Raw genomic sequence first — 25,070 nt, 5'->3', positions numbered from 1 at the left:
CTCGGTAGTCGCCCATCATCCTGCTCAACCGTTTCGCTTCCCTGAAGCCGGTACATTAAGGTGTAGCCTGCCAGTCGGCCATCCGGCGCGCAAAACGCGGTCATCCATAGAGTCAAGACGGTCAATGCGTACAGTAGCCACACCATTGTGCTCAGTCACTATCTTCTTCTCTTTCCGCGTGGTGTCTAGGCCGGGTAGAACAGCTTCTCATAGACAGCCCGAGCCTGACGGGTGATACGCAGGTAGTCGTCTTCGAGTAAGCGTGCCGAGTTCGGTTCATAGCCGCACCAGCGTGCAATGGCCTCAAGATCAGATCGGGTTGTCGTTAAAGTATCTGAAGCCCGGCCCGTCCTCAAAACATTCAAACCACGGATCTTCGAGGCAAGTCTCCAGGCCGAACTCAGAAGCTGAGCATCGTCCTGCTCAACAATTCCGGCTTCAACTGCGGCGGACAAAGCCCCCAAGGTTGAGGTCGTTTGCATACCCTGAACCCGGTGCGCGTGCTGAAGCTGAAGGAGCTGAACCAGCCACTCAACATCGGTTAGACCACCCCTGCCCAGTTTGAGCTGGCGTGTTTTATCGGCTCCACGAGGCATACGTTCGGTTTCCACACGCGCTTTCATACGCCGAATCTCAGTCACCTGTGCAGCCCCAAAAGTAGACGGGTAACGATAAGGAGCAATCAGCTCTACAAAAGCCTTACCCACCGTCTCAGAACCAGCAAAGGGGCGGGCACGCAGTAGAGCCTGGAACTCCCAGGTATCGGCCCAACGTTCGTAATACTCCCGGAAAGAGTCCAGCGAGCGCACCATAGCCCCCTGTTTGCCCTCTGGTCGCAAGTCGGCGTCAATCTCGAGCACTTTCTCGGCACGGATGGGCGGCTTGGTCGGCTGTTTGAGGAGCTGAACCATGCGGTTAATGAGTTCGGTGGCTTCTGCTTGGGCTTCACGTTCGTCTGCTCCTGGGCACGGAATATGAACGTACATGAGGTCTGAGTCTGAGCCGTAGCCAATTTCGGCCCCGCCTTGACGGCCCATTGCGATAACTGCTACATGGGTGAGCGGTTCTCGGCCCTCAGCGTAGAGTTCGCGTTCGGCAATAGCGAGCGCTGACTGGATAGCCCCTCGATCGATGTCGGACAGACCGTGTGCGACTTCCTCAGTGGTGGTCAGTCCTAGCGCTTCACCCATAGATAACCGGAGGATTTCACGGCGTCGTGCCATGCGGACGGCACGGATGGCATCCAGGGGGTCGGTGTGCCGGGTGAGCTGGGAGCGTAGTTCACCAATGATGACCTCGGTGTCTCGCGGTTTGAGGTCCTCGTCTCGGTCAAGCCAAGCAATGGGTTCGGGGGTATCTTCCAGTAGGTCAGTGATAAAGCGTGAGCTGGAGAGTAGGGTACATAGACGCTCTGCTGCGGCGGGTGAGTCTCGGAGCATACGCAGATACCAGGGGGTACCGCCAAGGGACTCACTGATACGGCGGAAACCCAGTAGGCCAGCATCGGGGTCTACTCCCTTGGCGAACCACCCCAAGAGTACCGGCATGAGCGTTCGCTGAATTTCGGCAGAGCGGCGTAGGCCTTTGGTCAGGGCCTCGATGTGCCCCATAGCGCGGCGGGGGTCCTTGTAGCCCAGGGCTGCCAAACGGTCTTGTGCGGCTTGGGGGCTGAGGGCTACCTCGTCCTTGGATAGGTGAGCCACCGCGGCAAGAAGCGGACGGAAGAAGAGCCTTTCGTGGAGTAGCTTAACCACCCGTTTGATTTTTGCCCACTGTTTGAGCATGTCGGCTTCGGTCAGCTGGTTGGGGGCTAGTGGCGAGCTCATACCCCTAGCTAGGGTGCGTCGGTCCTTTTCTTTGGCGGGCATGAGGTGGGTCCGGCGCATATAGAGCAGCTGAATACGGTGTTCCATGACCCGGAGGGTGGCATAGTTTTCGGCGAAGTCAAGGGCATCTTTGCGGCTGATATAGCTGGCCTTTGCTAGTGCACTCAGAGAGTCGGTGGTTGTCTGAGTTCGGACGCTCTCATCGGTTCGACCGTGGACTAGCTGGAGTAGTTGAACCGTGAACTCTACGTCGCGCAGACCTCCGGGGCCAAGCTTAATCTGACGGTCAACTTCAGCGGCAGGGATATTATCTGTCACCCTGTGTCTCATGGCCTGGACGGATTCCACGAAGGAGTCCCTGGCCGCTGACTCCCAGACGAAGGGGCGCATAGCCCTCGCCCACCGTACCCCCAGGGCAGGGTTGCCCGCTATGGGGCGGGCTTTCAGGAGGGCCTGGAATTCCCAGTTATCCGCCCACCGTTTGTAGTAGCTGGTATAGGACTCTACGGTACGGACAAGCGCCCCGTCTTTACCCTCGGGGCGGAGGTTGGCGTCGACCTCCCATAGGGCTGGTTCTGGCGCTGGTGCCATAATTGCTTTGGATAGAGCCTGAACGAGCTCAAGGCCCACCTGTGTCAGGGTGTTCTCATCTAGGGGGGTGAATCCCTCTGGAAGGTCTGAAAGCGGTGCGTGTGCCACTGCATAGACCACATCAACATCCGAGATGTAGTTGAGTTCCCGTGCACCGCACTTACCCATACCGATGATCGCCAGTTCAACTGCGGCAACAGTGTCGTCTCCTCGCGCTGCCGAAACCTCGGCGCGAGCAACGGCCAGTGCTGCTTCAAGAGCGCCCGCTGCCAGGTCAGCTAAGACATGCCCCACAGTAGGCATAAATTTGACCGGCGCGTAGCTGGTGAGGTCGTGGATAGCTAGCTCGGTGATGTGCCGGCGGTAGGCTATGCGAAGCGCGGTGTAAGCCTCTTTTCCCGTCAAGCTTGCTTTGGGTGTATCAGAATCAGGGTCCGCTCCTACGGCCTTGAGCAGGTCCGCCCGGTACACGGTGTCAAGCGGGGCAATGGGGGTCAGGAACTCATTATCAGTTTCCGGTAGCAGCGACCGGGGGAAATCTTCATAGGCTAGCTGCTTATCCTCAATCTCTAGCAGGTCTGTGTGCTCTGGGCGTCGAACAAGAAACTCCCCCAGTGCTTCTGAGCCGCCAAGTAAGCGGTAGAGAGCGGGGGCATCAGCACCTTGCCCTGCAAGTTCTGCTACCTTCGGCGCTCTCTCAATCAGCCTCACCAGCGCAGGCAGAGCGATGTCAGGTGAAGGTGCCAACCTCAGACCCTCAAAAAGTTTATTACGGTCGACCCTTGCCAGTTCAGGTGAATCCAGCCAGCGAGCGCTCTTGGCAGCATCGTAGAAACCCAGTGCTGCCATCTCACTGATGAGGCGCACATGTGCCTTGCGTTCTTCTTCTGCGCGGCGGGTAGCGTCATCGGGGTGCGCTGAGGTAGTTTTTGGGGCTGTCACCGTGTCTTGCTCCTTGGGCTGTTGGGGTTCTGCTAGATACAACAAGGCAAGCGTAGCGCCCTAGTAGGGGCTACGCCTGCACAGCCTTGTTAGAGGATACCGAGGCTGGTCTTAAGCTCGTAGGGGGTTACTTCGGCACGGAAAGCGTTCCAGTCACGGCGCTTGTTACGCAGGAACTGCTCAAAAACCTGCTCGCCCAGTGTTTCGGCCATAAATTCTGATTCTTCGGTGCGGTGGATTGCATCGTAGAGAGATGAGGGCAAGGCGTGGTAGCCCATGGCACGGCGCTCCGCGCTGGTCATTGCGGAGATATCTTCCGTAACCGCTGCCGAGGGTAGCTCGTACTCGTTCTCGATTCCCTTCAGGCCAGCCGCCAGGATAACGGCGTAGGCCAGGTAGGGGTTGGTCGCCGAGTCGATACCGCGGTATTCCATACGGGCTGACTGCATCTTGTTGGGCTTGTAGAGCGGCACACGGACCAGGGCCGAGCGGTTGTTATGGCCCCAAGAGACATAGGAGGGTGCTTCGCCGCCGCCCCACAGCCTCTTGTAGGAGTTGACGAATTGGTTGGTGACCGAGGTGAATTCGGGTGCATGCTGCAAGACACCGGCGATGAAGTGCTTGGCGGTGCGTGAAAGCTGGTACTCGGCTCCTGCCTCAAAGAAAGCGTTGGTATCACCTTCAAACAGGGAGAAGTGGGTGTGCATGCCGCTACCGGCGTGTTCGGTAAAAGGCTTGGGCATGAAGGTCGCATAGATACCCTGGGACAGGGCGACTTCCTTGATGACGGTGCGGAAACTCATGATGTTATCTGCGGTTTGCAGAGCATCGGCATGGCGCAAATCAATTTCATTCTGCCCCGGCCCGGTCTCGTGGTGGGAGAACTCTACTGAAATCCCAATTTCTTCAAGGGTGCTGACCGCTTTGCGGCGGAAGTCCTGCACGACTCCCCCGGGGGTGTGGTCGAAGTAGCTTTCAGAGTCCACAGGCTCGGGGAAGCCATTGGGTCCCAGTTCCTTGGATTTCAGAAGGTAGAATTCGATTTCCGGGGAGGTATAGCAGGTAAAGCCCATGCCTGCGGCTTTGGAAAGAATTTTCTTGAGGACACCGCGGGTGTCCGAAGCACTGGGTTCGCCGTCGGGGGTGAGAATGTCGCAGAACATGCGTGAGGTGGGTTCGTCGTCACCGCGCCAGGGCAGCACCTGGAAGGTTGAGGGGTCAGGCTGTAAGAGCATGTCTGACTCGTAGACACGGGAAAGGCCCTCAATGGATGAACCGTCAAAGCCGATTCCCTCATCAAAAGCGCTCTCAACCTCAGCCGGGGCAATCGCCACCGACTTGAGCTGGCCTACAACATCGGTGAACCAAAGACGAACGAAACGCACGTTGCGTTCCTCAATAGTGCGCAGAACAAACTCTTGCTGACGATCCATGTAACCTATCCGTTCGTGTCGCTAGCGCTACCTGCACCCCGGTGGGCAGGTTCTTATTCGCTACCTTCCAACTCTAAAACTTTGTGTTTCCCTCTGCCTACCTGGCACGCGCACAAACTAAGGAACCGTAACCAGTTTTAAACATTTCTTTCACCGACTGAGAATATGCGCCCTCAGGTCGTTTGCGGGGTCGATCCTGCCACTAAAGTTAGGGGTATGCTCAACGAAGAAAGTTCTCCCTACGGCTCACAGGCTTCCGCCCCGGCCGCATCTGCTCAGCAGAATTCAGCAGGTAGTGTCCTCGATGTTAAAAAGGTGCGGACTGTTCACCTGCGCCAGGCCAAAGAGGCTGGTGAAAAGTTCGCTATGCTCACCAGCTACGATACGCTCACCGCTACTATCTTTGACCGCGCCGGTATTGAGGTTTTGCTGGTGGGAGACTCCGCTGGCAGTAACGTCCTGGGGCATGATTCCACGCTCACTATCACTGTTGATGAAATGCTCCCACTGGTGAAGGCTGTATCGTCAGCCGCCCAGCGCGCCCTGGTGGTAGCTGATTTGCCCTTTGGCTCCTATGAACAGTCACCGCAACAGGCGGTTGCTAGCGCAGTGCGTTTTATGAAAGAGGGCGGTGCGCACGCCATCAAGATGGAGGCAACTAGCTATCACACCGAGCATGTTAAGGCCCTGGTTGCGGCGGGTATCCCTGTCATGGCGCACATCGGTTTTACGCCCCAGTCTGAGCATGCCCTGGGTGGCTATCGAGTGCAGGGGCGTGGTGATAGCGCAGAAGCGCTCATAGAGAGCGCGCTTGCGCTTACTGAGGCCGGTGCCTTCTGCTTACTTATTGAGATGACGCGGTCAGACATAGCGGCACAGATTGACCGCGCAGTCCATATTCCGGTCATCGGCATCGGTGCAGGATCTGATGTAACAGGTCAGGTTCTGGTCTGGCAGGATGCTTTCGGGCTACGCCAGGGCAAGATGGCTCGTTTTGTTAAGCAGTACGCCAACCTGTACGACACTCTGTTGGAAGGCGCCCAGGCCTACCGCCAGGACGTACGCTCAGGGGCCTATCCCGCACCCGAGCACAGATTCGACCAGTGATTTCACTTAAAGTGTAGGGGCCGGTAGCACAGGCTACCGGCCCCGACTTTTATGGTTTTACTTGCCCCAAGAATTTTTGCCTTCATCCCAGGCTTCGTTACGTTTTTTAGCTGTTTCCATAGCGTGCTCGGCTTCTTCGCGTGTAGCAAAGGGACCCCACAGCTCAGTGATTTTTGACTGCTGGCCCTCTTCTACTTGCCCGGTACGCAGATTGTAGTAAAACTCCGTGGCATGGGGACCAGGTGTTACATTCTCAAGTGACATGTCTTCCTCTACATATAGTGACAGACGAGAGCATCGTTCTGCTTCCCAACCATCCTATGAAGGCCCTGGCCCCTTGGCAAGAGTCACACTTCTTTGAAACACCATGGAGTAAGCCACCAAAGCGGTTTAAGAGAAAGCAAGGAATGCCAGTAAACCCTCCAAGAGTGAAGAGAAAAGCTTGGACGCGACCTAGTGTGGCAAAAGTTTCCTTGCCTGGCACCCATCAGACCCCATTGAGAATCAGGAGAGGGACTACGATTTATAACATGTCGACAAATTCTTCTAGCCATAATCTTCCCGCTCAGCCCGGCAAAGCACCTCTTGGTTGCCTGGTGCCCGGCACAGTTACCCCCATGCGCTCGGTACCGGCAGGCATTGAACGCCCTGAATATGTAGGCAAGCCTGAAGCCGATGAAGGTAAAGGCTCCAACTTCTACACGCCCGAAGAAATTGAGCGGGTGCGAGCCGCTGGCAAGATTGCCGCCGGGGCAATCGTAGAAGCCGAAAAAATTGCGGTTCCCGGAACCACCACAGACCACATCGATGTTTTAGTGCACGAGTACATCTGCGACCACGGTGCCTACCCCTCAACCGTTGACTACCGTGGTTACACCAAGAGTGTCTGCACCTCATTAAATGAGGTCATCTGCCACGGAATCCCCGATTCAACCGTTCTTGAAGACGGAGACATCCTTAACCTCGATGTCACCGCTTACCTCGATGGCATGCACGGCGACACCAACCGTACACTCTTGGTCGGAAATGTTGATGAAGAATCGCGTCTGCTTGTTGAACGCACCGAAGAAGCCCTCAACCGTGCCATGAAGGCTGTCCGCCCGGGACGAGAAATCAATGTTATTGGGCGAGTGATTGAGAAATACGCAGCCCGCTTTGGCTACGGTGTAGTCCGGGACTTTACAGGCCACGGTGTGGGCCGTGAGTTCCATTCTGGCCTAATCATTCCCCACTACGATGCCGCCCCCGCATACAACACCCTTATCGAAGAAGGCATGATTTTCACAATCGAGCCCATGCTGACTTTAGGCACTATCGAGTGGGATATGTGGGATGACGACTGGACCGTCGTCACCAAAGACCGCAGGCGCACCGCCCAGTTTGAGCACACCATGGTTGTTACCGCCGACGGTATCGACATTCTGACTCTCCCCTAGCCTCATCACCTTCAAGGAGTAGGACATGGCTGAAGCAGGCCACCAGATTCCCGAGCCCACCCCGGCTGACCTGGTCATCGGTATCGATATCGGTGGTACCGGTATGAAAGGCGGGATTGTAGACATTCGTACCGGTTTACTGGTCGGTGACCGTTTCCGGATCCCGACTCCCCAGCCAGCAACACCAGAGGCCTGTGCAGGTGTAGTAGCCCAGATTGTCGAAGAGTTACAGGGGCGCGATCTGGCACCGCTCTCAGATTCGGCAATCGGAATTGATTTCCCTGCCATCATCAAGAACGGTCTTGCTCTCTCGGCCGCAAACGTTGACCCCAGCTGGGTTGGAACCAACCTCGAAGAAACTATGAGTAAGGCCCTGGGGGGCCGCCTGGTCTATGCCCTCAACGATGCCGACGCCGCCGGGCTAGCAGAAGCCACTTATGGCCAGGGACGGGATAAGGACGGCCTGCTTGCCCTGATTACTCTGGGTACCGGAATTGGTTCCGCGCTCATTAATAACGGTCAGCTTATTCCCAACACAGAACTCGGTCACCTCGAGATTGATGGGCAGGATGCTGAGACCCGTGCATCAGCACGTGCTCGTGAGGTGTATGAGCTCTCTTGGAAAAAGTACGGCAAGCGGTTGCACCGCTACTTCTCGCACCTTGAGATGCTCTTCTCACCTGACCTGTTCATTATCGGCGGGGGCATTTCTAAGAATCCTGAGAAGTTCATGCCCTATCTTGAGGGGAAGCTGCGTACTCCCATGGTTATGGCAGCCCTCCGCAATAACGCTGGCATTGTTGGGGCTGCGCTGTGGGCTGGTGGCATGCCCAGCGAGCACAAGCGTAGAGCTTCCGTGAAAGCCTAATACTGCCCCCCTAAAGCAGTGGTAGCAGGCAGTGGCCACCGGCTGAGATATGCAGCTGGTGGCCTCTTCTTTAGACAAAACCATCTGTGAGCATCTCTCAGCAAGCACCAAGATTGCGTCAATTTAAGTCGTACCATGCCGCTGGGAAACTCATTCTGTCTCAAAAAAAAGAATTTTTGATATCGGTATCGGCGGTTCGTGCCATTTTTGCCTCTACCCGCGAATTTGAAATTAGTATCGAAGTATGGCACAAAACGAACGTCCTGAAATTTCAGTAGCAAACTTCCGCGCTTCTTTGTTGGAACATCTTCAGTTCACAGCAGGAAAAGATCCGCAACATTCAACTATCTTCGATTGGCGCATCGCGCTTTCGCACACTTTGCGTGACAGGGCCGTTGAGCCCTGGTTTGCCTCCACACGACGCACCTGGGACGAAGACCGTAAACGTGTCTACTACCTTTCAATGGAATTCCTCATCGGTCGCCTGATGGAGGACCTTGCAATCAACCTGGGTCTGCGTGAGACTGCTGAAGAAGCACTCAGCGAGCTTGGCCTTGATTTTGAAACCGTGGCCAAGGCTGAGCCTGATGCGGCACTTGGCAACGGTGGTCTTGGCCGCCTGGCAGCCTGCTACCTTGAATCAATGGCAACTGTTGGTTGCCCCGCTTACGGTTACGGTCTGCGCTACGAACACGGCCTCTTTGAACAGAGCTTCCTAGACGGTCGCCAGCAGGAGAACCCCGAGAACTGGCTCGCTAACGGAAACCCCTGGGACTTCAACCGGCCTGAGTCAGTCTACGGCGTTGGCTTTGGCGGCGAAATGTACGAGGAAAATGGTCTTCTGCGCTGGGAGCCCGGTACACATGTGCAGGCCCAGGCATTCGATACCCCCGTTGTAGGCTACGGCGGCAAGTGGGCTAACACCCTTCGCCTCTGGGCCGCAGCACCCAACGCCGACCTTTTTGACCTGGGTAAATTCAACTCCGGTGACTTTGTAGCCGCCGCTGAGCCCGAAGCTCTTGCTCGTAGTCTCAGCAGGGTGCTCTACCCCAATGACACCACCGACGGCGGCAAGCAGCTCCGCCTGTCACAGGAATACTTCCTGACTTCAGCATCTGTTCAGGACATCGTGCGCCGCCACCTAGCAGGCCATTCCTCCCTGGAGAACCTGGATCAGCATGTAGCCATCCAAATGAACGATACGCACCCTGCAATCGCAGGCCCCGAGCTCATCCGTATCCTCGTCGATGACCACGGCTTCGGTTTCGACCGCGCCGCAGATTTGAGCAACCGCGTTCTGGGCTACACCAACCACACCCTTCTGCCCGAAGCGCTGGAGCGTTGGACCGTTGGCCTGATGCGTAACGTGCTACCTCGCCATCTCCACATCATTGAGCGTCTCGATCAGCAGTTTGTTGAGCTCCAGTCAGGCTCACCCCACCCAGTCCGCCTCATCTCAGGCGACCAGGTCAATATGGGTGACCTAGCTTTTACAACCAGCCACCGTGTCAACGGTGTGTCTGCCTTACACACCGAGCTCGTCCGAACTGAGCTCTTCCCCGTGCACAATGCTCTGCACCCCGATCGCATCCTGAATATCACCAACGGCATTACTCCGCGCCGCTGGCTCAAGCTAGCAAACCCCGCGCTGGCTGAGTTGATCACCAAGACCGTCGGTGAAGGCTGGGAAACTGATCTCGAGCGTCTCAAAGAACTTGAAGCATACGCAGATGACCCCGAGTTCCTCCATGCCTTCGGGCAGACTAAGCTCGCAGCTAAGGAGCGTTTCACCCGCTGGATGCGCGAAGAGCACGGCATTGATTTACCCACTGATGCTTTGTACGACTCACAGGTCAAGCGCATGCACGAATACAAGCGCCAGCTCCTGAACATCCTTTGGACTATTGCGCATTACCAGCGCATCAAGCGTGACCCGAACGCTGGCTGGGTACCTCGCGTCAAGATCTTCGGTGGTAAGGCTGCCCCCAGCTACCAGACCGCTAAGGACATCATCAAGCTCATCAACGATGTTGCGGATCTTGTCAATAATGACCCCGAGACAAACCACCTGCTCCGTATCGTGTTCCCGCCGAACTACAACGTTTCCATGGCAGAACGCCTCATTCCTGCTTCTGACCTGAGCGAGCAGATTTCAACTGCTGGCATGGAAGCTTCGGGAACAGGCAACATGAAGTTCGCTCTCAACGGCGCGCTTACCATCGGTACCCTCGATGGCGCCAACGTCGAAATCCGTGAGCATGTTGGTGCAGAGAACTTCTTCCTCTTTGGTCTGACCACCGAGGAAGTAGCTCAGCGCCGTAGCCAGCCCGGTCACTCACGCCTAGCAATCGAGAAGAGCCAGGCTCTTAGGGACATCCTTCAGGCTGTAGCAGAAGGCACCTTTAGCCCCGGTGAGCCTTACCGTTTTGGTCAGCTGGTCGATGATATGTGGAACAAGGACTGGTTCCTCGTCGCCTCTGATTTTGATGACTACGATCGTGCTCAGCAAGAGGTTGAGGCCGCTTACCGCGATTCAGCTCGTTGGAATCGCATGGCGGTATTGAACATTGCCCGTATGGGCTACTTCAGCTCCGACCGTTCTGTGCGCGAGTACATGAGCCAAATATGGGGAATCGACCCGGCCATTTAGGCTAGACCGTTACTTTAAGGAATCTGGAGAAGCCTTATGGCGATCACCGAAGCAGAAGCTCTAGCCCTCACCACAGGGAGGAACCGTGATCCTTTCAAGGTTCTTGGCCCCAGTGAAGATGGCAAAGAACTAGTTGCACTCTTCCCAGGCGCTCTGAAGGTCTGGGCAGTCAACGATACAGATCAGAACGAACTGATCCGCCCGTGGGCAGATATGCCAATCTTTGTGGGGGAGCCTCTCCCCTACTACCGATTACGCATTGAGTGGACCGGTGGCCATATCGAAGAGCGTCAGGACCCGTACCGCTTTGCACCCGTACTGGGTGCACTGGACGAGTATCTTATCGGCGAAGGCCGACACGAGCAATTGTGGAAGGTACTCGGAGCGCACCCCCTGGAGCATGAGAATATCCCAGGCCTGCATTTTGCGGTATGGGCCCCGAACGCTCACCGCGTCTCCGTAGTGGGTTCCTTTAACAGCTGGAACGGCATCACACACCCCATGCGCCCACTGGGATCTTGCGGTGTGTGGGAACTCTTTATCCCCGGTCTTGGCGAGGGAGAAGTCTATAAGTACGAGATTCTAGGCCACGACAATGAGCTGTTACCGCTCAAGGCCGACCCTGTCGGCTTCGGGGCCGAGGTCCCCCCGGGAACTGCCTCTATCGTACGAAAGCTCGGCAAGCACACCTGGCAGGACGAAACGTGGTTGCAGAGCCGGGCGCAGCTGCACGCACAGGATTCACCAGTCAGTGTCTATGAGGTTCACCTTGGATCCTGGCGGAAGGAAGGCTGGCATGATCTCATCGACTATGTAGCTGACCTAGGGTTCACCCATATTGAGGTACTACCCATTACCGAGCATCCTTTCGATGGTTCCTGGGGCTACCAGCCCATCGGCATGTATGCCCCTACCTACAGGTACGGGCTACCTGAAGATTTCCAAGCTTTTGTAGATCAGGCTCACCAAAAGGGACTCGGAGTTATTGCTGATTGGGTACCGGGTCATTTCCCCACCGATGAACACGGCCTCGGCCGGTTTGATGGCACAGCCCTCTACGAACACGAAAACCCCCAAGAGGGTTTCCACCCCGACTGGAACACTTTCATCTACAACTATGGTCGCCCAGAAGTAGCCGGGCATCTGCGTTCTAACGCCATCTACTGGCTCAAGGAATACCATCTTGATGGTTTAAGAGTGGATGCTGTGGCGTCGATGATTCACCGCGATTACTCCCGTAAAGCAGGTGAGTGGGTTCCCAACAAAGACGGTGGACGAGAAAACTACGAAGCTATCGATTTCGTACGCCAAACAAACGATGCCGTAGGTCGAAACACCGAAGGCACAATGATGATTGCGGAAGAGTCCACAACCTTCCCCGGCGTCACGCGAGAAACCCAAGACGGTGGACTCGGGTTTGACTATAAATGGAACCTCGGCTGGATGAATGACTCTCTCAGGTACTTTGGGCTAGACCCCAGTTACCGCAAGGACCATTCTGATTTGCTGACCTTTGGCATAACCTACGTATTCAGCGAGCGCTTTATGCTCCCCATCAGCCACGACGAAGTTGTCCACGGTAAGGGTTCGCTCTATGGGCGGATGCCCGGAGATCATGCATCCAAACTTGGAAATATCAAAGCCTTTTTAGCCTATATGTGGGCTTACCCCGGCAAAAAGCTTCTCTTCATGGGCCAAGAATTTGGCCAACCCGGCGAGTGGAACTACCAGAGCGAACTTGAGTGGAAGGTCCTAGAGGACCCAGGCCATCTGGGGGTTCAGTCACTGGTACGAGATCTAAACAGCCTTTACCGGCTACAGCCTGCCCTCCATCGCAGTGATTGCGACCCGCACGGTTTCCAATGGCTCCTTCTTGATGCTCTTGATGAACAGGTTTACGCCTGGTTACGCCGCGGAGCACCCCAAGACCCCCACATTGTGGTTGTTATGAATATGAGCCCGACTGAGTATGACGGCTTCAGGGTTCCCTTCCCAATAGCTGGACGTTGGCTTGAGGTTCTCAATACCGACTCGGCCCACTATCACGGTGGCAACCGTGGTCATGGTGGTGCTATTGAGACAGAACCTGTCCCCATGGGCAACGAAGCTCAATCAGCTCTGGTCAAACTTCCACCCTTTTCAGTTATCTATTTTGCAGAGGAACAATCATGATTCCCAACACCCCTCCCAACAGCCCAAGGACCGGCAACCACCGTCTCTCAAGTCAGGCCATGGCCTTCGTGCTAGCTGGTGGCCGTGGCAGCCGTCTTGAAGAGCTCACTGACCGTCGCGCCAAACCCGCAGTCCATTTCGGAGGAAAGGCGAGAATTATCGACTTCCCTCTCTCGAATGCCTACAACTCAGGTATTCGAAAGATGGCTGTGGCAACCCAGTACAAGGCTCATTCACTGATTCGCCATATGCAGCGCGGCTGGGGTTTCTTCCGTGCTGAGCGTAATGAGTACCTTGATATTCTTCCTGCTAGCCAGCGTGTCTCTGAGCATCAGTGGTATTTGGGCACTGCAGACGCTATCTACCAGAACATCGATATCGTTGATGACTACCAGGTAAAGTACATTGTTGTTCTTGCAGGTGATCACATCTACAAGATGGACTATGAGATTATGCTGCAGCAGCATGTTGATAACAAGGCCGCTGTCACCGTTGGTTGCTTGACTGTCTCGCGTGAGGAAGCCAGCGCATTCGGTGTTATGGCTGTTGATAAAAATAGCCGAATCGTTGACTTTTTGGAGAAGCCTGCTAATCCTCCGAGTTCACCGGATAACCCGGATGAGTCCTTGGTGTCTATGGGGATATACGTGTTCGATTGGGCTTTGCTGCGTGAAATCCTGATTGCCGATGCGAATGATCCCGATTCCACGCACGACTTTGGCCATGACATTATCCCGCAGATCGTAAAAGACGGAAGGGCTTACGCGCACCGGTTTAGCGACTCATGCGTCATGAGCGGCCTTGAGACTGAGCCCTACTGGCGCGACGTGGGTACCCTGGACTCCTTCTGGCAGGCTAACCTGGATTTGACCGCCCACATTCCGCCGCTGGACTTCTACGATCGCACCTGGCCTATCTGGACCTATGGTGAGATTACTCCGCCCGCTAAGTTTATTCATAATGAGGGTGCCCGCAAGGGTACAGCGGTTCAGTCCCTGATTTCTGGTGACTGCGTGATTTCAGGTGCTCAGGTATCTAACTCTCTGCTCTTCACAGGGGTCAGGGTTCATTCTTTCGCTGAGCTGGATCAGGCTGTGGTACTCCCCCATGTAGACATCGGTCAGTCCGCAAGCCTATCCCGTTGTGTCATCGACAGCGACGTGCGCATCCCTGAAGGTCTCGTTGTAGGTAAGGATCCTGAAGAAGACGCCAAGTGGTTCCGCGTCACCAAGAACGGGGTAACTTTGATTACCCAACCCATGCTTGAGCGCCGTGCTGCGGCGCTGGAAGGTTAGTGGTAGGTATGGCTGGGCGCGTGAAACGTATACTTTCGGTTGCTTCCGAGTGCGCACCGCTGATTAAAACTGGCGGACTCGCAGACGTTGTGGGTGCTCTGCCCGCAGCTCTGGAGCCCCTTGGCTGGTCCTCCAGGGTACTCCTTCCGGCCTACCCTGGGCTATTGGACCGTATCGAGCGGGGGGTTCGAGTCTGGCATGATGATGACCTGTTCGGTGGCCCTGCAAGAGTGGTGCGAGGCAAGATTGACGGGTTAAAAGTGCTCTTGCTCGATGCGCCGCATCTTTTTGCACGCCAAGGTGGCCCCTACTCGGCGCACGGGCATGACCACCACGATAACCACATCCGTTTTGCTGCCCTCAGCTGGGCGGCAGCACAGATTGCCATGAATGGCACCACCGACAGCTGGAAGCCTGACCTTGTGCATGTTCACGACTGGCAGGCTGGGCTGGTGCCTTCCTACCTCAAGTATGCGGGGGCCAATATCCCCACGGTCATGACGGTACACAATATCGCCTTCCAGGGTGTTGTGGGTGCTGATCAGCTAGACGCTATGCGGCTGCCGACCTGGGATTTCACACCTGATTCACTTGAGTACTATGGTCTTCTTTCAACTTTAAAAGCAGGCATGGTTCATGCGTCGCATCTGAGCACTGTCAGCCCCAGTTATGCGCAGGAGCTCACCGACCCAGATTTCGGTTTCGGCCTTCAAGGTGTTGTTACGGCCCGCCGTGACCGCGGTGAGCTCTCCGGCATTATCAACGGTGTGGACACCACAGTATGGAACCCCGAGACTGACCCCGAAGTTGAGCCCTATTCCGCTGCTCAGCCGGAGGGCAAGGCCCTTAACCGTCAGAAGCTACTCAAAGAGTTCAATCTGCCGGAGCCTACCGGGCCCTTGGCTGTTGTGGTTACCCGTTTGACCTACCAGAAAGGTATTGACCTGCTGGTAGAGGCTCTCCCCAGTTTCTTGGATCGGGGGGGCGCGGTGGTTGTTCTGGGTTCTGGCGACGCTGAGTACGAGAGTGCCCTGATGGATTTGGCAGCTCGTTACCCGGATCGTGTGGGTATTCGGATCGGTTACGACGAGGCTTTAAGCCACCGTCTCTACGCCGGTGGGGATATCGTCTTGGTTCCCTCACGCTTCGAGCCCAGCGGTCTGACCCAGCTCTACGGTATGCGCTACGGCACTGTACCTGTTGTTGCGGCAACCGGTGGCCTGCGCGATACTGTGAGTGATGCTACTCCCGAGCGTCTGGCTGACGGTACCGCCACCGGCTTTACCTTTGGTGATGCTTACCTGGGTGGCAGGATTGATGCCGGTGCTTTGAGCTTCGCTCTAGGTCGCGCTTTAGACCTCTATGCAGATCCTCAAGCCTGGTCGAAGCTGCGCTCAACTGCCATGGATCAACCTGTTGGTTGGGAGCACTCTGCCCAGAAGTACTCGGAGATGTTTGATAATCTCATTGCATGAAGGTAGAAATTTGGGCACCTGGAGCTAGCAAGATATGGTTTTGTGTATTCGATGAGAAGGGGCTTGAAACCCGGCATGAGCTAACTCATCGCGACGGTGAGTACTGGGTAGGCGATATTGCTGGTTTACAGCCCGCAGACCGATACGGCCTGAGGGCTACCGGCTGTGACCCCATATTCAACCCGGATAAACTTCTGCTTGACCCGTGGGCTCAGCATCTTGATGCTCCCCTGCGCTGGCACCCTCTGATGGCAGTCGATGCCGAGGGTGACAGCGCAGCTATCATGCCCAAGTGCATCCTGGCTGATTCTCTGCCTGAAGGACCGGATCCAAGGCTCAACCGCCCCGGCCATGCCTGGGAGGACCTGGTGATTCTTGAGGCCCACGTTAAAGGTCTCACGGCTAAGCACCCCGATATTCGGCCCGAGATTCGTGGCAGCTACGCTGCTTTAGCGGATCCGGCAGTGCTCAAGCACTTGGGCGATATCGGCGTTAACGCCCTTGAGTTGCTGCCTGTCCAAGCTTTTATTGACGACCAATATCTTGTTCAACGTGGCCTAGTAAATTATTGGGGCTACCAGCCGGTGGCTTTCTCTGCACTTGAACCTCGTTATGCCTCTAAACACCCCAACGGGCTAGAGGCAGATGCAGAGTTCAGGCAGGCAGTGCATACTTTGCACGAGCACGGGATTGAAGTAATTCTTGATGTTGTTTTCAATCACAGTGGTGAAGGCGATCAGAGGGATTCCGTGCTGTCGATGCGCGGGCTCAACGATGCCGGTTACTATATGCGCAACTCCGATGGGTCCTATGCCAACGTCACCGGCACCGGCAACACCTTGGCGGTTCATAACCCTCAGGTACTGCGGCTCGTACTCGATTCGCTTCGCCATTTTGCTCAGCGCTACGGTGTGGACGGCTTCCGTTTTGATCTTGCGAGCACCCTGGGCCGTGATGAGACTGGGTTCTCCTCTCAAGCGGCTTTCTTCCAGGCTATCGCCCAAGATCCAGTGCTCAGGAAGCTCAAGCTGATCGCTGAGCCTTGGGATACCGGTTCGGATGGCTATCAGGTCGGAGGTTTTCCTCATCCCTGGCGTGAGTGGAATGATACTTACCGTGACGGAGTACGTCAGGCTTGGAGAGGAAACGGTGAAGCTGTAGGCCAGCTCGCTTCAGCTGTCATGGGTAGCGCCAGGCAGTTTGACCATTATGGGAGGCCAGCGACATCATCGATTAACTTCGTATCAGCGCACGATGGGTTCACCCTAGGCGATATCGTCAGTTATTCCCAAAAGCATAACGAAGCAAACGGTGAGAATAACAAGGACGGCCACAGCGAAAACTACAGTGACAACTTCGGTGTAGAAGGACCTACCGACAACCCAGATATTGCATCAGCCCGTCAGCGTCGCATTAGGGCAATGCTTGCTACCCTATTCCTTTCGCAGGGGGTGCCCATGCTGCTTGCCGGTGATGAGCTGGGGAATACACAGTTTGGTAATAACAACGCCTACTGCCAGGACAACGAGATTACCTGGATTGATTGGGAATCCGCTGATCGCTCCTTGATTGAATACGTTGGAAAGCTGACTAGCTTAAGGCGCCGTTTCCCTGAGCTGCGTCAGCGGGACTTTCTGCACGGTGAAGAGGTTAGCTGGTGGCGTTCAGATGGTGTACCCACTCAGGACCATGACTGGCTCAGCCCAGACTTTAAATGCTTCCAGGTGATGATAGAAAACATCCTGATGGTCTTTAACACCGGTGGTGAAATAGACCTGAAGTTGCCTCCACACCCTGAAGGCAAAGAGTGGCACCTTGAGCTTGCATCGGATGAATACCTACCGCAATCGGTTAGGGTCTACTCATAAGGCAAGGCTTTGGAGATAGTTTGATGGATTCATTTAGTGAGGCACACCGAGTATTGTTGGGTGTGCCTCGTTTTGTGTTTACAGCAGGGTGGGTTGTTGGCATTCTCCTGCGTCTGCCTCGCGGAGGTTAGCGATAGCGCGCTCAAAATCATCAAGGCTCTCAAAGGCCTGGTAAACGCTGGCAAAACGGAGGTAGGCTACGGTGTCGAGCTTTGAGAGTGGCTCAAGGATAGATAGTCCAACTTCGTGCGCGTCAATCTCAGCTAGACCCTTGGCTCGGATGTTCTCTTCGACCTCTTGAGCTAGCTTAGCCAGGTCATCCTCCCCTACAGGCCTGCCTTGGCAGGCTTTTCGGACGCCAGAAATAATTTTTTCTCGGTTGAAGGGCTCGGTCACACCTGAGCGCTTGATGACCGAAACAGCCGTTGTTTCTACGGTAGTAAAGCGTTTACCGCAATTGTTGCACTGGCGGCGGCGGCGGATTGCTGAGCCGTCGTCGGTGGTGCGTGAGTCAACCACACGTGATTCGGCTTTGCGGCAGAAGGGGCAGTTCATAGTGGTGCCTCCTAGCGGTTAGTTCCCGGTTGGGTACGGACGGTAATTGCCTCACCGTGGGCAGGTAGATCTTCATCGATAGCTAGGGCAACGATATCGTCGCCAATTTCGGCCAGGGCATCTGAGCTATAGTTGATGAGCTGTACGGCCTTCATGAAGACTGAGGTGTTCAGGCCGGATGCGAAAGAGGCTGAGCCTCCAGTAGGTAGCACATGGTTAGAACCTGCCGCGTAGTCGCCCAGCGGTACCGGTGAGTAGGAACCAATGAAGATGGCACCAGCATTGCGGATACGACCGGCCACTTCAGCGGCGTTCTCGGTGTGAATCTCCAGGTGTTCAGCGGCATAGGCATCGGCCACCGAGATAGAAGCTTCAAGGGTATCGGTGAGTACGACCCCCGATTGAGGGCCCGAGAGTGCCGTAGCCACACGCTCGGCGTGCTTGGTGGCTGCCGCACGGCGGTTGATAGCCTCTTGGACGGCCTTGGCAAGAGCCTGGGAATGGGTGATGAGGACCGAACCGGCGTTGGGGTCGTGTTCTGCCTGTGAGATGAGGTCAGCTGCTACGAATTCGGGGTTTGCGGTTTCGTCGGCAATCACAGCAATTTCAGTTGTACCGGCTTCTCCGTCTACCCCAACAACGCCTTGGAGCGCACGCTTAGCCATGGCCACAAAGATGTTGCCGGGGCCGGTGATGGTGTCTACAGGGTCAAGGTACTCCCCCGCGTCGTCTAGACCGTAGGCCATGGCGGCAAGGGCGCCGGCGCCACCAATCGCCCAGACCTCGGTGATGCCGAGCAAGCCTGCGGCGGCCAGGATGGTGGGGTGAGGTAGGCCGTCAAATTCTTTCTGGGGCGGGGTGCAGAGCACAAGGGACCCCACTCCTGCGGCCTGGGCCGGGACGGTGTTCATGATGACCGATGAGGGGTAGACAGCCAGCCCACCCGGGACGTAAACGCCGGCGCGGCGCACGGGGGTCCAGCGGTTGGTCAGAACAGCGCCGGGTGCTACCTCAATGGTCTGGTCGGCGGGGCGCTGGGCTGCGGCAAAAGCACGGGTGCGTTCGATAGCAACTTCCAGGCCCTTACGGACGGCAGGGTCCAGGTTTTCCAGGGCCCGGTCGATAGCTTGCTGGGGTACACGCAGCGCGCCCTGTTCTACACCGTCAAAGCGGGCGGCAAGCTGGCGCAGGTAGTCGGCACCGTCTGACTGAACCTTCTGGATAATCTCCTGGACGGTGGTGAGCGCGTTGCCAAGGTATTCGTTAGTCTGGCGGGGAACAAGGCGCCGTAGTTCTGCGTAGCTGTGGGTTGTCCCGCGCAGGTCAATGGTGCGCAGGGTGGGGGCGGGTGTTTCCCCTGAATTCTGGGTATTCTCTGATGTGCTCACAACCCCCATTTTAAGCCACCCGTCAAGCATAGAGGCATCTGTGACGCGGGCAAGCCCCTATGAGGTTTGTTTACTTTTCTTCCGGGGTTTTATTCCTCAGATAGTTGACGCGCAATATCCTGCCAACCGGCAGGGCGTTTGCTGATAGGCAGGCTTTCGACAACAGTTAGGTAGGACTCAGCGATCAGCTCGCCAACAAGCTCGGGGGTCATGCTGGGGCCGGGCTGAATGGAGTACCAGTGGGTCTTGTTCATGTGCCAGGCGGGGATTGCATCGGGGTAGGTTGCTTGGATAGCCCGCACATCGTCTGGCGCCGCTTTGGGGTTGATGAGCTGGCGCCTTTCAACCTGCGCCAGGAGCATGAACCGTTTGCTACCTACGCGGGTGGCTTCAGCCTCAGAGCATGAGGTGAACCGGTAAAGCTCGGTCCCGGGCAGGGCAAGTGCGGCTTCGGTAGCCAGCTGATAGAACTTGGAAGACGTTAGGGGCATAAGTTACTCGTAGAGGGGCCTTGGCAGGTACTAATCAGAGCAACTGGCAGAGCATACAAATGCGCCTTCCCCCTAATATTTACGGGGAAGGCGCACCCTTTCTTGGTAGAGCGGACGAGGTTTAGCCCTGTGCCGCAGCTTCATCTGCTGAGGCTACGGTGAAGCGCTCACCCTTGTGCTTGGGGTTCTCAGCCTCGTCCAGGATTGCAAGAGCAAAGTCCTGGGTGGAGACAAAACCGCCAGCGGGGGTATCGAGAGCTTCGATGTAGGAGCCGGTACGGGCACCCGGTGCGATAGCCGGTGACGGCGCTATAACGGCCCAGTCAAGACCCTCAGATGCGCGGTAGTCCTCGAGTATCTGGGCAAAGGTCTGCGCTTCGGGCTTGTACTCATCGGGGAAGCCGGGTGCATCCAGCAGAAGGCCTTGGCCTGCCTGTAGTGCGCCCGCACCACCAACAACCAGAACACGACCGGCGGGCTGAGCGGCAATCAGGGCACGGTGAGCGTCGATAGCAGCAGCGTAGTTGTCACGGCTGGCAACAGAAATGACGGTGACATCACTGTTGTTGATAACCTCCACCAGTTCCTTGGTGTCGGCCAAGCTTAGTGCCTGACTCCCCTGGCTCCCGCTACGAGTGTATGCGGTGACCTCGTGGCCGCGAGCCTGAGCTTCTGCAACAACCTCTACGCCGACCATACCTGCTGCGCCGATAACTGAAATATTCATTGGGTTTCCTCCCCTGTAGTTTTATTGAACACTCTTATGCTACCTTTAAGTAATCAGGTACCTCAAAGTAACTATTGGGGAAAGAATAAAAAAGTTTGGATGTATTTTGACACCCGCTCACGCACAAAAGGATACCCGCCACAACCAGGACGAGCTACCGCCGAACGTCCTATCGGCAAAATGCCCCTCCCGCACCGTCCTGCGACATCTCACTGACCGTTGGACCCCCATGATTGTGGCGGTCCTACAGAACGGGGAGCCGGTACGGTTCAAAGAGCTCAAAGCAACCATTGAAGGTATCTCCCCCAAGGTTCTGACAGAAACCCTACGCTCCATGGAGCGTGACGGCCTGGTCACCCGACTGGTGACGGCAAGTATGCCCCCGCGTGTGGACTACCAGCTCACTCCCCTAGGCCTTACCACTGTTGAGCCTCTGGCCACCCTTCGAGCCTGGGCAGAGAACCATGTGCAAGAGGTAGAGGCTCACCGCGAGCGTTACGACCGTGAGCACAAGAGCTAATAGCCCCGGGGTAAATGCCAGTAGCTAACCCGCTTTTTAAAAAACGGAAGCCTCTGTCCGTGCCTTCTCAAGAGCACAGGACGGAGGCTTCCGGCCTTTTAGCTGCTACAGCTCAGGGGCGTAGGAACGGTCTAGGCATCCAAGCAAGTTGGGCCTAGCAGTACCTTGAGGTCGCCGAAGAGTGCTGGGTTGGGGTTCACGCGTACATCGGCCCCCAGCCGCATCAAGACCCGTTTGGTGCGGGTATTAATCGCAATGCGCACCTCAGATTCACCCCTATGGTTGCGCAGGATATCGCGCAACTGCCCCAGGGTTTCCTCGGTGGCCTTGTATTCAGGAATCACAATGGTAACCGGTCCGCTAGCACCGTCAGCTGAAATCTCAGGGATGTGGAGCTCCTGCGCACTCAAGGTAACTGTCCCATCATCACGGCGTTGCAGACGGCCCTTAATGGTGCAGATAAGATCCTCCGCCAAAATACCGGCAATCGGTTCGTAGGCACGGCCAAAGAACATGACCTCAATCGAACCGGTACGGTCTTCAAGTTCCAGACGGGCGTAGGGGTTACCGGAGTTCTTGGCAATACGCCGGGAAACACTGGTAACCATACCCGCAATGGTCACGATAGCCCCATCCGGCTTTACAGAATCCTCAGATAGCAAGCCCTGAACGGTTGAATCTGAAAGCGCATCCAGTGCATCCTCCAGCCCGCGCAGGGGGTGATCAGAAACGTATAGGCCCAGCATTTCGCGCTCAAAGTTGAGCTTATCGCGTTTCTCCCACTCGGGAACATCAGGAATCTGGACGGTCAGCTCGCTGGCCGGGTCATCGTCGTCCAGGCCCAGGCCACCGAAGAGGTCAAACTGACCTGCGGCCTCCTGGCGCTTGACCGAGACGGTAGCGTCAATGGCCTCTTCGTGAATCATGGACAGCGGCCGGCGATCATGCCCCAGCGAGTCAAAGGCACCGGCTTTAATCAGGGAGTCCACGGTGCGCTTATTGCAAACCACCATGGGAACCTTGGACAGGAAGTCATTAAAGTTCTCGTAGCGGCCCTTTTCCTCACGCGCTTGGACCATGGCCGAAACTACGTTCGCGCCTACGTTACGAATTGCGCCCATACCAAAACGAATATCATCACCCACAGGTGTGAAGTTCAGGGCAGACTCATTAACATCCGGCGGTAGGACCGTAATCTTCATGTGTCGGCACTCATTGAGATAGACCGCCAGCTTGTCCTTATCGTCGCCAACGCTGGTCAGCAGAGCCGCCATGTATTCCTGCGGATAATGGGCCTTCAAATAGGCAGTCCAGTAGGACACCAAACCGTAAGCCGCAGTATGCGCCTTATTAAAGGCATAGTCAGAGAAGGGAAGCAGAATGTCCCACAGGGCCTTGACCGCTCCCTCAGAGTACCCGTTATCGAGCATGCCCTGATGGAAGGTAGCGTACTGCTTATCCAGTTCTTCCTTCTTCTTCTTACCCATAGCACGGCGCAGAATATCCGCCTCACCCAGCGAGTAGTTAGCCACCTTCTGGGCAATGGCCATGACCTGTTCCTGGTAGACAATCAGACCGTAGGTGGTGTCAAGAATCTCTGCCAGAGGCTCTTCCAGCTCTGGGTGAATAGGGGTGACTTCCTGCACACCGTTCTTACGCAAAGCATAGTTAGTGTGCGAGTTGGCACCCATAGGGCCCGGGCGGTACAGCGCCAAAACCGCCGAAATATGCTCAAAGTGATCGGGCTGCATGAGCTTGAGAAGCTGGCGCATAGGGCCACCATCTAACTGGAACACGCCCAGAGTATCGCCACGAGCCAGCAGCTTGTAGGACTCCACATCGTCAAGTTCAAGGGTTTCCAGGTCAAGATCAAGGTCACGGTTGAGTTTAATGTTCTCGATAGCATCAGAAATGATAGTTAGGTTACGCAGACCCAAGAAGTCCATCTTGATGAGCCCCAGGCCCTCGCAGGTGGGGTAATCAAACTGGGTAATTACCTGGCCGTCCTGTTCGCGGCGCATAATCGGGATAACGTCTATCAGGTTGTGGCTGGACATAATAACGCCCGCCGCGTGCACACCCCACTGGCGTTTAAGCCCCTCAAGACCCTTAGCGGTCTCAAAGACCTTGGAGGCATCAGGGTCGTTCTCAATCAGGTCACGCAGTTCCTGGGCATCGTTATAGCGCTTATCGTCGGGGTTATAGACGTTGGCAAGCGCAATATTCTTACCCATCACATCATCGGGCATGGCCTTGGTGAGGCGCTCGCCGGTGGAGAAGGGGTAGCCCAACACACGGGATGAGTCTTTGAGGGCCTGCTTGGCCTTGATAGTACCGTAGGTGACAATCATAGCCACCTTATCTTCGCCGTACTTCTCGGTCACATAGTGAATCACTTCAGAACGGCGGCGATCATCGAAGTCCACGTCGAAGTCGGGCATGGAGACGCGGTCGGGGTTGAGGAAGCGTTCAAAAATCAGATCGTGTTTCAGCGGATTCAGGTCGGTAATACGCATAGCGTAAGCCACCATGGAACCAGCACCGGAACCACGCCCCGGCCCCACGCGGATACCTTGAGACTTAGCCCAGTTAATAAAGTCAGCAACCACCAGGAAGTAGCCGGGGAAGCCCATCTGGGTAATAATCCCGACCTCGTACTCGGCCTGCTTGCGCACCTCATCGGGGATACCCTTGGGGAAGCGGTAGTGCAGGCCTCGCTCTACCTCTTTGACGAACCAGGACTCCTCGTTTTCCCCCTCGGGAACGGGGAAGTTGGGCATGTAGTTAGCCTTGGTGTTGAACTCAACGTGGCAGCGTTCTGCGATTTCCATGGTGTTATCGCAGGCTTCGGGGAAGTCACGGAAAAGTTCACGCATCTCAGCCGGGGATTTAAGGTAAAAGTTATCGGCGTCGAATTTAAATCGTTTGGGGTCCTGCAGGGTCGAGCCGGACTGCACACAGAGCAGAGCGGCATGGGCTTTAGCGTCCTCTGCGTGGGTGTAGTGCAGGTCGTTGGTGGCAACCAAAGGCAGCTTGAGTTCTTTGGCCAGCTTAATGAGATCGGACATCACGTTCTTCTCAATATCGAGACCGTGGTCCATAATCTCGCAGTAGAAGTTCTCCTTACCGAAGATATCCCTAAAGTCGCTGGCTGCCTGGATCGCTTCCTTGTACTGGCCAAGGCGCAGACGGGTCTGAATCTCGCCGGAGGGGCAGCCGGTGGTTGCAATCAGGCCCTTACCGTAGGTCTGGAGTAGCTCCCGGTCCATACGGGGCTTGTAGAGCTGCCCTTCAAGCGATGCCAGCGAAGAAGCGCGGAACATGTTGTGCATGCCCTCGGTGGTCTCTGCCCACATGGTCATGTGCGTATACGCACCGCCACCGGAGACATCGTCACGGCCGGAGTTCTCGTCGCCCCATTTGACGCGGGTCCGGTCCTGGCGGGCGGTGCCGGGAGTCAGATAGGCCTCAACACCGATGATGGGTTTAATCCCGGCCTGGTTGGCCTTGTTCCAAAAGTCGAAAGCACCGAAGAGGAAACCGTGGTCAGTTGTTGCTAGGGAACCCATACCCAGTTGTTTGGAATGCTCGAACAGATCGGTGAGTCGGGCCGCACCATCGAGCATGGAATACTCGGTATGCACGTGGAGGTGGGTGAAGTCTGTGCTAGCCAAAGCGCTTTTTCCTTACGAGATAGAGTCTCAGGGAGGGATTGAGGGATCGGTG

Annotated in this window: 17 protein-coding genes; 9 read left to right on the top strand and 8 right to left on the bottom strand. The window is 56.0% G+C overall.

Features of this window, described 5'->3' with window-relative positions; translation table 11 throughout:
• Positions 1 to 185: 185 nt before the first annotated feature.
• Both ACN08V_RS01450 and glnA read right to left on the bottom strand, forming a co-directional pair.
• Positions 186 to 3,359, bottom strand: a complete 3,174-nt coding sequence (locus ACN08V_RS01450) for a bifunctional [glutamine synthetase] adenylyltransferase/[glutamine synthetase]-adenylyl-L-tyrosine phosphorylase (RefSeq protein WP_419104265.1) — start codon at positions 3,357 to 3,359, stop codon at positions 186 to 188.
• 89 nt (positions 3,360 to 3,448) lie between these two features.
• The gene (gene glnA, locus ACN08V_RS01445) at positions 3,449 to 4,792 is read right to left on the bottom strand and encodes a type I glutamate--ammonia ligase (RefSeq protein WP_419100081.1); all 1,344 of its coding nucleotides are present in this window, start codon (positions 4,790 to 4,792) and stop codon (positions 3,449 to 3,451) included.
• A 216-nt stretch (positions 4,793 to 5,008) separates the two neighbouring features.
• Between glnA and panB the strand changes: the two genes are divergently transcribed.
• A complete protein-coding gene (panB, locus tag ACN08V_RS01440; RefSeq protein WP_419100080.1) occupies positions 5,009 to 5,899 on the top strand; it encodes a 3-methyl-2-oxobutanoate hydroxymethyltransferase in 891 nt (296 codons plus the stop codon).
• 57 nt (positions 5,900 to 5,956) lie between these two features.
• On the opposite strand, the gene ACN08V_RS01435 is transcribed toward panB, so the two are convergent.
• A complete protein-coding gene (locus ACN08V_RS01435) occupies positions 5,957 to 6,163 on the bottom strand; it encodes an SPOR domain-containing protein (protein ID WP_419100079.1) in 207 nt (68 codons plus the stop codon).
• Positions 6,164 to 6,429: 266 nt separating this feature from the next.
• Here ACN08V_RS01435 and map point away from each other — a divergent pair, with 266 nt between their 5' ends.
• The 7 genes from map (at position 6,430) to glgX (ending at position 17,663) form a co-directional block, all read left to right on the top strand.
• A complete protein-coding gene (map, locus tag ACN08V_RS01430) occupies positions 6,430 to 7,335 on the top strand; it encodes a type I methionyl aminopeptidase (protein ID WP_419104264.1) in 906 nt (301 codons plus the stop codon).
• Between the two features lie 25 nt (positions 7,336 to 7,360).
• A complete protein-coding gene (gene ppgK / locus ACN08V_RS01425) occupies positions 7,361 to 8,203 on the top strand; it encodes a polyphosphate--glucose phosphotransferase (RefSeq protein WP_419100077.1) in 843 nt (280 codons plus the stop codon).
• Between the two features lie 244 nt (positions 8,204 to 8,447).
• Positions 8,448 to 10,853, top strand: a complete 2,406-nt coding sequence (locus ACN08V_RS01420) for a glycogen/starch/alpha-glucan phosphorylase (protein ID WP_419104263.1) — start codon at positions 8,448 to 8,450, stop codon at positions 10,851 to 10,853.
• 36 nt (positions 10,854 to 10,889) lie between these two features.
• Complete coding sequence (gene glgB / locus ACN08V_RS01415; RefSeq protein WP_419104262.1) at positions 10,890 to 13,025, top strand: 1,4-alpha-glucan branching protein GlgB; 2,136 nt, start codon at positions 10,890 to 10,892, stop codon at positions 13,023 to 13,025.
• On the top strand, positions 13,022 to 14,320 hold the full coding sequence (glgC, locus tag ACN08V_RS01410) for a glucose-1-phosphate adenylyltransferase (protein WP_419104261.1): 1,299 nt from the start codon (positions 13,022 to 13,024) through the stop codon (positions 14,318 to 14,320). The genes glgB and glgC overlap by 4 nt, the downstream gene beginning before the upstream one ends.
• Positions 14,321 to 14,340: 20 nt before the next feature.
• A complete protein-coding gene (glgA, locus tag ACN08V_RS01405) occupies positions 14,341 to 15,795 on the top strand; it encodes a glycogen synthase GlgA (protein WP_419104260.1) in 1,455 nt (484 codons plus the stop codon).
• A complete protein-coding gene (gene glgX, locus ACN08V_RS01400) occupies positions 15,792 to 17,663 on the top strand; it encodes a glycogen debranching protein GlgX (RefSeq protein ID WP_419104259.1) in 1,872 nt (623 codons plus the stop codon). The genes glgA and glgX overlap by 4 nt, the downstream gene beginning before the upstream one ends.
• A gap of 78 nt (positions 17,664 to 17,741) precedes the next feature.
• Here the strand turns inward: glgX and nrdR are convergent, their stop codons facing one another.
• The 4 genes from nrdR to ACN08V_RS01380 form a co-directional block, all read right to left on the bottom strand.
• On the bottom strand, positions 17,742 to 18,218 hold the full coding sequence (nrdR, locus tag ACN08V_RS01395; protein WP_419100071.1) for a transcriptional regulator NrdR: 477 nt from the start codon (positions 18,216 to 18,218) through the stop codon (positions 17,742 to 17,744).
• Between the two features lie 11 nt (positions 18,219 to 18,229).
• A complete protein-coding gene (hisD, locus tag ACN08V_RS01390) occupies positions 18,230 to 19,606 on the bottom strand; it encodes a histidinol dehydrogenase (protein ID WP_419104258.1) in 1,377 nt (458 codons plus the stop codon).
• Between the two features lie 89 nt (positions 19,607 to 19,695).
• Positions 19,696 to 20,097 carry an MmcQ/YjbR family DNA-binding protein gene (locus tag ACN08V_RS01385; protein WP_419104257.1) on the bottom strand — a complete coding sequence of 134 codons (402 nt, stop codon included), beginning with the start codon at positions 20,095 to 20,097 and terminating at the stop codon, positions 19,696 to 19,698.
• A gap of 121 nt (positions 20,098 to 20,218) precedes the next feature.
• Positions 20,219 to 20,824 carry an NAD(P)-dependent oxidoreductase gene (locus ACN08V_RS01380; RefSeq protein WP_419104256.1) on the bottom strand — a complete coding sequence of 202 codons (606 nt, stop codon included), beginning with the start codon at positions 20,822 to 20,824 and terminating at the stop codon, positions 20,219 to 20,221.
• A gap of 106 nt (positions 20,825 to 20,930) precedes the next feature.
• On the opposite strand from ACN08V_RS01380, the gene ACN08V_RS01375 reads away from it, so the two are divergent.
• Entirely contained in the window at positions 20,931 to 21,344 is a 414-nt protein-coding gene (locus tag ACN08V_RS01375) for a winged helix-turn-helix transcriptional regulator (protein ID WP_419104255.1), read from the top strand.
• 131 nt (positions 21,345 to 21,475) lie between these two features.
• On the opposite strand, the gene dnaE is transcribed toward ACN08V_RS01375, so the two are convergent.
• Positions 21,476 to 25,018, bottom strand: coding sequence for a DNA polymerase III subunit alpha (gene dnaE, locus ACN08V_RS01370; RefSeq protein WP_419104254.1), 3,543 nt, complete (start codon positions 25,016 to 25,018; stop codon positions 21,476 to 21,478).
• Positions 25,019 to 25,070: the final 52 nt, after the last annotated feature.

The organism is Rothia sp. P5766, assembly GCF_048513555.1.
Taxonomy (GTDB): Bacteria; Actinomycetota; Actinomycetes; order Actinomycetales; family Micrococcaceae; genus Rothia.
Note: the sequence above shows the minus strand (reverse complement) of the source record. Positions and strands in the feature narration are given on the sequence as shown.